The organism is Dapis hubbardiae BLCC-M172 (genome assembly GCF_050016015.1).
Taxonomy (GTDB): domain Bacteria; phylum Cyanobacteriota; class Cyanobacteriia; order Cyanobacteriales; family Microcoleaceae; genus Trichodesmium.
Window position 1 is genome coordinate 1 of sequence record NZ_JBNHEQ010000134.1, and the last position, 11,201, is coordinate 11,201.

Annotated in this window: 9 protein-coding genes and 1 pseudogene; 8 read left to right on the forward strand and 2 right to left on the reverse strand. The window is 34.2% G+C overall.

The annotated features are described in order from the left end of the window. Positions 1-1,123: 1,123 nt before the first annotated feature. Both ACP6PK_RS11970 and ACP6PK_RS11975 read left to right on the forward strand, forming a co-directional pair. Entirely contained in the window at positions 1,124-2,530 is a 1,407-nt protein-coding gene (locus tag ACP6PK_RS11970; RefSeq protein ID WP_426559789.1) for a protein kinase domain-containing protein, read from the forward strand. A gap of 1,188 nt (positions 2,531-3,718) precedes the next feature. Next, on the forward strand, positions 3,719-4,102 hold the full coding sequence (locus tag ACP6PK_RS11975) for a DUF4189 domain-containing protein (RefSeq protein ID WP_426559790.1): 384 nt from the start codon (positions 3,719-3,721) through the stop codon (positions 4,100-4,102). A 5-nt stretch (positions 4,103-4,107) separates the two neighbouring features. On the opposite strand, the gene ACP6PK_RS11980 is transcribed toward ACP6PK_RS11975, so the two are convergent. Continuing rightward, positions 4,108-5,697 (reverse strand): hypothetical protein, encoded by a 1,590-nt coding sequence (locus ACP6PK_RS11980; protein ID WP_426559791.1) that lies wholly within the window; start codon positions 5,695-5,697, stop codon positions 4,108-4,110. Positions 5,698-6,126: 429 nt separating this feature from the next. Between ACP6PK_RS11980 and ACP6PK_RS11985 the strand changes: the two genes are divergently transcribed. The 4 genes from ACP6PK_RS11985 (at position 6,127) to ACP6PK_RS12000 (ending at position 9,217) form a co-directional block, all read left to right on the forward strand. After that, positions 6,127-7,098 (forward strand): MDR/zinc-dependent alcohol dehydrogenase-like family protein, encoded by a 972-nt coding sequence (locus ACP6PK_RS11985; RefSeq protein WP_426559792.1) that lies wholly within the window; start codon positions 6,127-6,129, stop codon positions 7,096-7,098. Between the two features lie 710 nt (positions 7,099-7,808). Continuing rightward, entirely contained in the window at positions 7,809-8,138 is a 330-nt protein-coding gene (locus tag ACP6PK_RS11990; protein WP_426559793.1) for a helix-turn-helix domain-containing protein, read from the forward strand. 193 nt (positions 8,139-8,331) lie between these two features. Continuing rightward, positions 8,332-8,745, forward strand: coding sequence for an RNA-guided endonuclease InsQ/TnpB family protein (locus ACP6PK_RS11995; protein ID WP_426559794.1), 414 nt, complete (start codon positions 8,332-8,334; stop codon positions 8,743-8,745). 25 nt (positions 8,746-8,770) lie between these two features. Then, a complete protein-coding gene (locus ACP6PK_RS12000; RefSeq protein ID WP_426559795.1) occupies positions 8,771-9,217 on the forward strand; it encodes a zinc ribbon domain-containing protein in 447 nt (148 codons plus the stop codon). A 556-nt stretch (positions 9,218-9,773) separates the two neighbouring features. On the opposite strand, the gene ACP6PK_RS12005 is transcribed toward ACP6PK_RS12000, so the two are convergent. After that, positions 9,774-10,088 (reverse strand): hypothetical protein, encoded by a 315-nt coding sequence (locus ACP6PK_RS12005; protein WP_094673708.1) that lies wholly within the window; start codon positions 10,086-10,088, stop codon positions 9,774-9,776. 148 nt (positions 10,089-10,236) lie between these two features. Between ACP6PK_RS12005 and ACP6PK_RS12010 the strand changes: the two genes are divergently transcribed. Together ACP6PK_RS12010 and ACP6PK_RS12015 are read left to right on the forward strand one after the other, a co-directional pair. Further along, on the forward strand, positions 10,237-10,875 hold the full coding sequence (locus ACP6PK_RS12010; protein WP_094673707.1) for a peroxiredoxin: 639 nt from the start codon (positions 10,237-10,239) through the stop codon (positions 10,873-10,875). 175 nt (positions 10,876-11,050) lie between these two features. Next, positions 11,051-11,201: pseudogene (locus ACP6PK_RS12015) on the forward strand (Uma2 family endonuclease); the annotation flags it as partial.

Genomic DNA, 11,201 nt, shown 5'->3' on the forward strand with positions numbered 1-11,201 from the left:
ATCTGCTAGATTTGTAGATGGAAATTATAGAGTCGGCTAAGAAAAATTATATTCTGACGAACAGAAAATAGGTACAGTCAATTTGGTAAAAAAAACTTCCTGCTCAACCAAATTCAGTCAAAATTATCAAAGATTCTGCTTTATAGATGCTTTCCTAGTTTTTTTATAGATATTCATTCTTAACTACTAAGCTGTTGTGCATTTAAACTACTTATTGTTGTGTGCTTAGTAAAAAAAACTGTTATTACTTGTGAATTATGAATTCTAAATTATGACTTGCTAAGAGGCATTGAAAATTCGTCTTAGCTTACCTAAAACAGATAATACCAATTCCCATGCATTATTGCTATACTTGGGCAATACTTCAGTCATTAACTAATCAGCACAATCATAATTATTTTTTTGCTTATTTTAGCTAGTTTAATGTTAATTATTCTTATGTTTGATTCTCTGTACGGACGTTGCACAGGCAAAAATGCGTTTTCCGTTCCGGAATGCTCCGCTTTCCATGTCGCGCAGCAAAACTTCCCTATCTACTCCCGTACGGACGTTGCATGCAACGTCCCTACTACTCAACAAAATTTATAAAAGTTTTTGAGAAATGGTATAAGTCAGTAAGAATTGATTTAGGCATCTCAACATTTCCAACTTGATCAACAGGAAAAAAGGAAAAATATCAAAAATTTAGCTAAATTTCAACGTAAATCACTAGAAAAAAAAGGTAGTAAACTTAGAGAAAAGTCATATTTTAGAATAGATAAATTACCAATGGCTAATTGATAATTAATTCCCAAAAGTTTAAAGCCTATGCTAATAATGGATAATGGATAATGGATAATTGATAATGAAAGAATATAAAAATTGCTTTTTCGTGGCTATCGAAACTTTTAACTTCTGGTATAGGTTGTCATTAATCAATCATTATCCATTAGACATCTGGTGAAAAAGATATAGACTTTTTGCGCTTAGTAGGGAACAGGGAATTTATTCTTACGAAAAAGATACGAAAAATGATTTAGGAAAGTGAATTTTACAAATCTAGCTGATCTTAAATAAAGAGCAAGTTTATTTTCTGGAGAGGTCTATTATCCATTATTCATTATCCATTATCAATTAATTAAAGATGTCAGCAAAAATTATCCTCACAATTACCGAAGGCACTATCAAAGGTCAGCAGTTCATCTTTGAAGAACGTACTACCTGTGTTATTGGTCGTTCCCATGACTGTTACCCTCAACTACCTAACGATCAAGCTCATCGCACTATTTCCCGATACCACTGTTTATTGGATATTAATCCTCCTGACATTCGTGTGCGTGACTTTGGTAGTAAAAATGGTACTTATATCAACGGCCAAAAAATCGGGCAGCGTCCAGCAAATCAAACCCCCCTGCAAGCTGCCCATCTAAATTTTCCAGAATATGACTTAAGTGAGGGTGATGAAATTCAAATTGGTCCTACTGTGATAAAAGTTAGTATCTTAGGCACTAGAGAAGGTGATAGAAGTGATTTTCTCAACGACTTAGGTACTGAGGATGATGATGAGACTATTGCTGAATCAAAAGTTTCTGATGGTGCCACAACTGCTCAATTTAACCAACAAGAAATTGTCAAAAATCTGCAACAAATAGCTAATGAAGGAGAGCCGAATCTCAAAGCTTTAGAGGAATATACTATTATTAAACAACTTAGCAGTGGAGAATGTAGTCAAGATTATTTAATTTTAAATGAGGATACTGGGGAGTTATTAGTGCTGAAAATAATGCTGCCTCAAGTAAGGGTTAGTCAACGTGCTAGAGAAATGTTTCTTCAGGAGGTAGAAAATACTAAAGCTTTAGATCATCCTCATATAATTAAATTTCAAGATTATAGTTATTTTAATGGTACTTTTTTCCTTACCTTGGAATATTGTCATGGCGGTACTGTAGTGGATTTAATGCAGCGAGAGGGAGGTAAATTATCAGTTGAACAGGCTCTACAAATTATTCTTCAGGTGTTAGATGGTCTAGAATATGCTCATAATGTTGAAGTTCCTTATGTGAAAGAAGCTGATAGTAATTTTAGTCAGGGACGAGGTTTAGTTCACAGGGATTTAAAACCACATAATATTGTGTTGGGTAATGTCAGAGGTGCTTCTGTGGCAAAAATGGCTAATTATGGCTTGGCAAAAGCTTTTGATATAGCTGGTTTGAGTGGTCAAACTATGAGCGGTCTAACTTTAGGATTACCTGTTTTTGTTCCCCGTCAACAGGTGATTAGTTTTAACTATATGAAACCTGAAATGGATGTTTGGGCAATGGCAGCGACTCTCTACTATATGTTAACAGGAGCATACCCCCGTGATTTTTTGGAGAGAGACCCATTTTTAGTGGTTTTACAAACAAATGCTGTACCTATCCGAGAAAGAGATGTTTCTATTCCGAAAAGGTTAGCAGAGGTTATTGATTTAGGATTAACTGATACACCTGAGATTTACTTTAAAAGTGCAGCTCAGTTTAAACAGGCTCTACTAAATTCAATATCAGATTAGCTTCTTACTTACATCTATATACTATTTTGTCAATGGCTAGAATTACTTAAGTATCTATAGCTGTCTGAATTTTGTTTTTTTGAGGTTGTCTAATTATTCTGAAAATTGGCAAATTTGAGATGAGATTAACGTGAATACAAGGTTATAGCCTTCTGGATAGGAGTCTTTTTTAGATTTACATACAACATTGGCACAATACCTTATGTACAGGGTATGATACCAAATCTCTGAAATAACGCAAGCTCGTGAAATATTTTGTCATAATCTTTGAGCAAATTAGGTTGCTTTGATTTGAATAAACAATCTAAAAATCTAATTCAATTAGTAGAGCCTATGTTGAGCGATCGCTATTAAGTTTGATTTTTGAAAGTCATTTTACCTTCACCTCCCCATTTCTTTTTCAAGATATCTTGAATGGATTATTGTAAAAAACTTGTGGTAGACGGAAACATCTAATTTTGTGTGTTAGATTTTCGGGCGGGTTTATTTAATCTGATGCTTAGGTGGAACCCGTCCCTACTATTGCTATTTAAAGTGTGTCAGCTCAGGGGCGGCGTTAGACAGTTATCACCTAGAATCCGCCGAACCCACCGAACATATCGAATCTTAAGCCAATACGCTACTTTAATCTTGGGTTATATTTTCATTCTCTTAATACTGCTTATCTGCTGGAAAAGCTTGAAACTAAAGATAGGAAATTTTTCAGGATTTTCAGGAAGTTAGGTAGGAGTTATGGATGGAAAAAAATACATACAAGTCTGATTAAATCTTGTTTTTGACTAATGTTTTGCTTAAATTAGAAAAAAAATTTTTTAACTGCCTAAAGTTCTCCACATTCTCTAATCCTGATACGATATATTGATAATTAAGAACAGTTTTCTCTGAGGTGTTAATAAATACTCAATCATAAAGGTCGCCCATTATTACCTCTGCTTTATTAAGTCATAGAAGTTTGGCTGAATCGACCAATATTTAAACAGTTTTGTATAACTAGCCAGGCGTAATTAAATTTTACTATGTCTGAACGTACTGGAAGGAAGCAATCTTAAGATTGATGATTCCTGAATCTTAAATAGTTAGGTTTATTCTCGTCTACTTACTTATTAATAAAGAAAACTTTCAGTTCTAACCAGAATTTATATTCAAGGTTGAGATAGAAATAATAAGAGTAAATTTAGGAGGTTAAATATGAATATGCTGCTCAAACCAACAAAACTAATCAAATACTCCTTGATGGCTTTTATAATTGGAACTTCAGTTGTTGTTTCCCATCAAGAAAAAGCCTGGGCAGGATATGGTGCGATATCTTATTCACCACAGGAAAAAGTCAATGGTATTTCTAATGATAAGGGTTCACAAGATAGCGCTGTAGAAGAGGCGAAACAAGATTGTGAAAAGAAAGGAGGAAAAAATTGTCAGACGAGATGGGTGAGAAGTGGCTGTCTAGTCCTAGTTATTGATGATTCAAAATATTATTTTGGTTCTGGCATCTCTTTGAGCAGTGCAGAAAAGGATGCTAATTGCTCAGGATCAAAATGTAAAATTACCAAATATTTGTGTACTAACAATTAATTAGCTTAGTCCAGTAAGCCTTGTTTCTTATCGCCACCTGATTTAAGGTCTGAAGAAGAAGGTTCTTGAGTCTCTTGTCTTTGCTCTTGTTTAGAGGGTCTTGAGTCTTGCCTCTCGATACCAAACTGTAAAAGGTATTGACTTGTGTCAGGTAAAAGTCCAGAGTTAATTCCGGGGTCAAATCTTGAAATTAATTCAAGTAATTTTTTATCTATTTCGATAATGAAGATGCTATTTTTTTCAGTTGGATTTGGTGTTTTATCTTGACTGTTTTTGTTGATGACAGTATTTTCTGAATACCCATTAGTTGCAATGTAGCTTAGAATTATATTTTCAATCTTTACAGCTTTAATAAGTGTTACCAGATGATATTTATGGCTCAGATTGAACTGAAATAAAAGAGGAACTTGAGTAACCAAAATCAACCAAAAGCTATTAACTATAAATAAAGTTGCAGGACGTTGAGCACCAGAAGTTTTTTTCTCAAATATTTCTTGAAATCCATCTTTACTTAGAAAAACAAAAAGTATTCCACTAACTAATGCTAGTGGCCAAGCAAACAAACCCGTGGTAAAGTCTAGAGAATTGTAGAAAATTAATTTATCTTTTGCTATATCTATATGTTGCTTTACTAAGTTTAGCTGCTTTGTTATCCTCTCTTTTTGTGCTGGAACAGCCTGTAAATTTGAGAGTAGAACTATATATTGCAATTCGTTTTCAAATTCTTCCCATTTCTGTCTTTTAATCCAGTTGAATCGAGATATAGGGTTTTGTTGGTCTTCTGAGCAAAATAATTGATAACGGCTTGATTGACATAGTGAATCAATCAATAAATTTTCATATAAATCAATCCTATTTTTATTATCTAAATCATCGAACAAAACGGATAGTTTTAATACGGCTGCTAAAATAGAACCATTAAAATTTTTTTTGAAGACTTCTACTTCTCCCTTTATCCTAGATATTTCGGAGGAAATATCTTTCTGTTTTTTTTGATCATTTGTTTTAATCCAATTTATCTCATTTTCAAATTTTTCTAAGTAATTATTTACATTTGCAAAGATATCTTGATTTATTTTGATTAATTTTATATTCGGAATAATCTTATCATATATGGCTGTAACTGAGGAACACTGTTTTTCTTCATCAGTCAGTGCCGTGTTTTTATCCTGATTTTGTTTATTACTTTCAATTGGTTTGTTTAAACATTTTTGAACATCAATTTCATTTTTAATGTAATCTTTTGTCTTAATAATCTTTGTTAAATCATCAGAAATGTTTTTTAGAAAATCAGAAAAATACTCGGAAGAGTATAGTTTTATAAAATTTCTGTTAAACTGATAACTTTCTTCATAAAAACGATTTTTTCTAATAGCTTTGTCAGCAATTTCCTTATTCAAAGGAGTTCTTAAATAATATGACTGACCATTTAGCCATCTATTAAATTGCCACTCCTTAATAAACCAAATCACTACAAAAAAAAGTACAAAACTTAGAGAGTAAATGAACAAAATTCTGAATATAAGCCAAATATCTATTTTCTCACATGAATCTGTTGTTTTTTGTGAATCTTGTGTTTCTTCGTTGCTAGTCATATTGATATACTTCTACAGTTAAAGATTTAGTAATAAGTAGGTAGATTCACTAAAATTTTCAAGAGTTGAGATTTTGTTATATGAAATTATCTTTTACTCCATACCACAATTTTAACAAAAATCCTGGCTTATATATGGGTTTTCATATTAATGAACTACGGTATTTTTTTCTCTTCTCTGTTCCCTATTCCCTATTACTTGTTGCCAATTTTCTATTATTTGTTCCCAATTTCCTAAAATACTCAAAAATTCAGCTAAGTAGGTGAACATAAATAAACGCAATTTCTATTATGAGGGAGATTTTTAGGAATAAATTTCTAATTTATCAAGGCTTTCGGCTAAACCCACCCCTACAATTTTTTTAACGTTTCATTAGACCTACCTACTTAGTCGCTAAAATTAAAACTAAGCTAACCAAAAAAAGAGAACATGAAAGGAATCTGGCTAGAAAACCAACAACTCCAACTCCGCACCGACCTCCCCACACCCGAAGCCCCAGAAGGAGAAGCACTTGTTCGGGTCTTGCGTGCTGGTATTTGCAATACAGACCTAGAACTTCTCAGAGGTTACTACCCCTACAAAGGTATCCTCGGCCATGAATTTGTCGGTGTGGTGGAACAAGGACCGGAAAATTTACTCAATCAAAGAGTAGTAGGAGAAATTAATGCCGCTTGTGGTAAGTGTCGCTTTTGCTTGAGCGACCAACCCACCCATTGTGAAAATCGGACAGTTTTGGGAATAGTTAACCGCAACGGAGCTTTTGCCGAATATCTGACCTTGCCAGTCAAAAATCTCCATCCAGTTCCCGATAGTATCTCAACAGATGAAGCGACATTTACCGAACCAGTCGCAGCAGCATTGGAAATTCAACAACAAATACAAATTTGCCCAGTAGATAAAGTTTTAGTTGTGGGGGATGGTAAACTCGGACAGTTAGTCGCGCAAACCTTAGCTTTAACCGACTGTCAGTTATTGGTTATTGGTCGTCACCAGGAAAAATTGGCAAATTTAGAAGAGAGAGGAATTAAAACTGGGTTTGTTGATGCAGTTACTACAGGAGCTTTTGATGTTGCAGTGGAATGTACTGGCAACCCAGAAGGATTTGCTATTGCTCGTCGCGCTCTACGTCCCCGTGGTATTTTAGTTCTCAAAAGCACTTATGCAGGGAATCTGAGTTTGGATATTTCGTCATTAGTGGTGGATGAAATTACTTTAATTGGTTCTCGTTGCGGACCTTTTGAACCAGCATTGGAACTTTTATCAGAACATAAGCTTAATGTCAAGCCATTAATTCAAGCTCATTATCCTCTAGAAGCTGGAATGGATGCTTTTGCTCATGCTCAGAAGAAGGGAGTTTTAAAAGTATTAGTAGATATTGGTTCATTAATGGATAATGGATAATGAATAATGGATAATTATTAGGGCTTGCTGATTAATTCTCAAAGTATTTATAGACAAACGCTTTAGATTTTTTAGGTTGAAAAAAATGCCAGCTTTTCGATGGAAAAAGCTGAAAATTTGAGCATTTTATGCAGACAAAGGCAGAAAAATCAAGGGATAATTCTGACTCCTATCTCCTCTAAATTCCCCGTTTTTCCTGACTCCTGACTCCTACCCCTCCAAAATACTTTTTCAGCAAACCCTAATTACCTCTTTAACAATTGATAATGATTGATTAATGAGAACCTATACTAGAAGTTAAAAGCTTCGAGAGCCACGAAAAAGCAATTTTTATATTCTTTCATTATCAGTTATCAATTATCCATTATTAATTATTAGGAGAGGCAATAAAACCGAATTGATTAATTATTAATTATCCATTGGTAAGAATTGTTCAAGAATGCGCGAATTAAGAATGCGCGAATTACCTCTCCTTGAAAAGAAGAGGATTGACGAACAGGAAAATTTTTATTTATTATCCCCTTAAAAGGGGAGGCTTTAAACCAGAATATTTCGGTAAGAATCGGAGATTTATCAAAACGTTAACAGAAGACCCGCACCATAATTTTATTTGGTGTCGGGATGAATGCTAACACATTTTTGTGCTATAATAATAGTATAATAAGGAAGCTATGCGGTCAAGCTTTAGTGTTAAGAAAAGGTCGAAAACAGTGAAAGCTAGATATAAATATCGTATCTATCCTAATCATATTCAAATTAAGAAACTAAGTCAATTATTTGGATGTTGTAGATACGTTTGGAATAAGAGTTTAGAACATTGTAATCAACTATATGCTGATGGCCAAAAGAAACCTAGTTATGTAGACTTAACTAAGCAATTTATAACTCAAGCCAAGAAAGAATTACTTTGGTTAAAGGAAGTTGCATCTACTCCATTGCAGCAGTCTCTTAAAGACTTAGACCGTAGGGGCGAACGGCCGTTCGCCCCTACAGGAACTTCTTCAATAGTTGTACTGGTAAGCGCAAAGGAATCAAAGTAAAACCTCCTAAGTTTAAAGGTAGAAAATCAAGGCAAACTGCTAGATTTGTAGGAGCTAACTATAAAATTGGTCAAGATAAAATATATCTACCAAAAGTAGGTAAGATTAAAATAGTTTGGTAAGCGAGAATTGCCAAAATATCCTACATCTCTAACAGTTATTAGAGACTCTGCTAATAGATATTTTGCTAGTTTTGTTGTTGAAACTTGCGCCGAAATATTGCCTAAAAATAATAATTCAATCTTGTTTAGATTTAGGAATTTCTACATTTGCTACTTTATCTAGTGGCGAGAAAATTTTTGCACCTAAACCTTTAAAACAAAATCTCAAAAAGTTAGCCAAGTTTCAACGTAAATTTGCTAAGACTGAAAAAGGAAGTAACCGTCGTGAAAGACGTAGGTTAAAAGTTGCTAGACTTCATGCCAAAGTCAAAGACATCCGAACAAACTTTCTGCACAAGTTATCAACTAAATTGGCTAAACAATACGATGAAATTGTACTAGAAGACCTTAACGTTTCTGGTATGGTCAAAAATCGTAAATTATCTAAAGCAATTAGTGATTTAGGTTGGCGACAATTCCGAACTTTAACAGAGGCGATCGGGTGAAAAGTATGGTCGTGAGTTTAGGGTAATTGATAGATGGGAACCTACAAGTCAGAGATGTTCAGTTTGCGGTTTTAAAGGAGGAAAGAAAGAGCTAGACGTTTCGCTGCGCGACATGAAACGTGAGTGGACGTGCCTAAATTGTGGTACTGTACATGACCGGGATGTTAATGCAGCAGTTAATATTCTCAATGCTGGCAGTCAATTAGAAATAGTAGAACCTCAACCGATAATCAAAGTTGAGGAAGCTACTGAAACCGAACTTGAAAACTCAATTCAGTTAAGTCTTTTCGTTAGCGTTAGCGCAGCTCCTCTGCAAGAGGCAGCTCCTCCGCAGGAGGCTATAGTCGCGGGTGGGCAATCCGAGACTTTAAACCGGAGGAGGAGTCGGCGTAAAACTGGTCGTAAAAAATCAGTAGCTAACTGTGAGTCGTCTACCCGCCCTGAGTTTGAACAGCTTAGTCTGTTTGAATAGATGGGAATCCCGTGCTGCAGGTGCAGGTCAGCGTCGGGAGGATGTCAATGGTAGACAAAAATATCTGTATAGCAATCCTATTTAAGGTGTAATATTTTGGTGGCGGTTAGTAGTCAGTATTCAGGAGTCATAATTTCAGAGTTTTTCAGTTAAAATTAACTGTTATAAAAATTATTACAACCAATTTAGGACTACTGTATATTTATTGATGGTCAGATATATTTTCTACTACCAGTTCCCTGTTCCCTACCTCTAAAAATTTATTTGGCAAAGGATTTTTTTGGCGAAATTGTCATAGAGAAAAAGCTCTTGTTTCTGCTTAAAATAAATTTGGATTAATATCAAGTTCAGAAATTTATCTTCTACTCTCTATTAATTGATAAATAAAATATCAAGTCTTTCCAACAGAGGAGAAATAAACTGGATAAATCACTTTCTCCCCTACTTCCTATTAGTCTGTCAAAATTAATGGCAGAGATAAGCCATTAATTTTTCTCCCTGGTCTACTTTCCTTATCGGTATTGTCTAAAACCATCATTTCAAAATTGACAGGTAACTAATTCTCCTTTAATTCGGAATTAACCTTATCGTACCAACTCACAAATTTAGGTCTATAGTCAATACAATTAATTGCTTTTTCCGAAAGAGCAACTTTAGGCTGTACAGGACATTTCAGATGATAATCTCCAGTAAAAAATAGACAATTAGCACAAGGAATATTGTGCATCTTTTGAGCGCGGCGGACTGAATCAGCGATCGCGCCAATTATACTCCAAACTGTTAAAATAATCAATCCCCAAGCAAATAAAAAACAGAGAGGAACTAAAAATGGCTGTATAGCATGAATTACGAAGTAAAGAATTTGAAACATAGCTGCTGGTTCATAACACAAATTGCATAATTTTAAACTTAACCTATATTTAACCGAATTTTTAAGAATATCTAAAGTTAAAAGCTTAAGTTCCTATAGAATGAAAATATGAAAATTGTTCACAGTAAACAATATAGGAAGTTAAGCTATGGCCTTAAGACTAGGTGACGAAGTACCCAACTTTACTCAAAATTCCTCTGAAGGGGAAATTAACTTTTTTGATTGGGCGGGCGATAGTTGGGTAGTGTTATTTTCTCACCCTGCTGATTTTACTCCTGTTTGCACCACAGAATTAGGAACAGTTTCCAGACTCAAACCAGAATTTGACAAACGTGGAGTTAAAGTTATTGCTCTAAGTGTAGATGACGCAGAATCTCACAAAGGTTGGATTGGAGATATCAATGAAACCCAAAGCACAACTGTTAATTATCCCATCTTAGCAGATCCAGATAAAAAGGTTTCTGACCTGTACGATATGATTCATCCGAACTCCTTAAATAATCTGACAATTCGTACTGTTTTTATTATCGACCCTCAAAAGAAACTCCGTCTTTCTATTACTTATCCTGCAAGTACAGGTCGTAACTTTGATGAAATTCTCAGAGTAATTGACTCTTTACAATTAACAGATAACTATCAAGTTGCTACTCCTGTAAATTGGAAAGATGGAGATGATTGTGTAATTGTTCCTTCTCTAAAAGACCCCGAAGTATTGAAAGAAAAATTCCCCAAAGGTTACACAGAAGTTAAGCCATATTTGCGGATGACTCCTCAACCTAATAAATAAATTTATAATAATGTAGTTAAGGATTAAGAGTTATAAGTTTTCTTCTTAATCCTTAATTATTTTATCAGCAGTCAGCAGTCAGCGATGATTTATTAACTTCTTATCTTAGAAGATAACTAGCTAATTTTAGTAAGTTATTGCATTGAAAAGCTGAATGCTTATTAGGAGGAAAAATATGCTTGAAGAACCGATTATTTTACAAATGCTTCCAGATTTAAAAATGACAGAGGAACAATTTTTTGAATTCTGTCAAATTAATCGAGATTTACGCATAGAAACTAATAAATTTGGAGAGCTATTAATTATGTCTCCTACTGGTTCAGAAA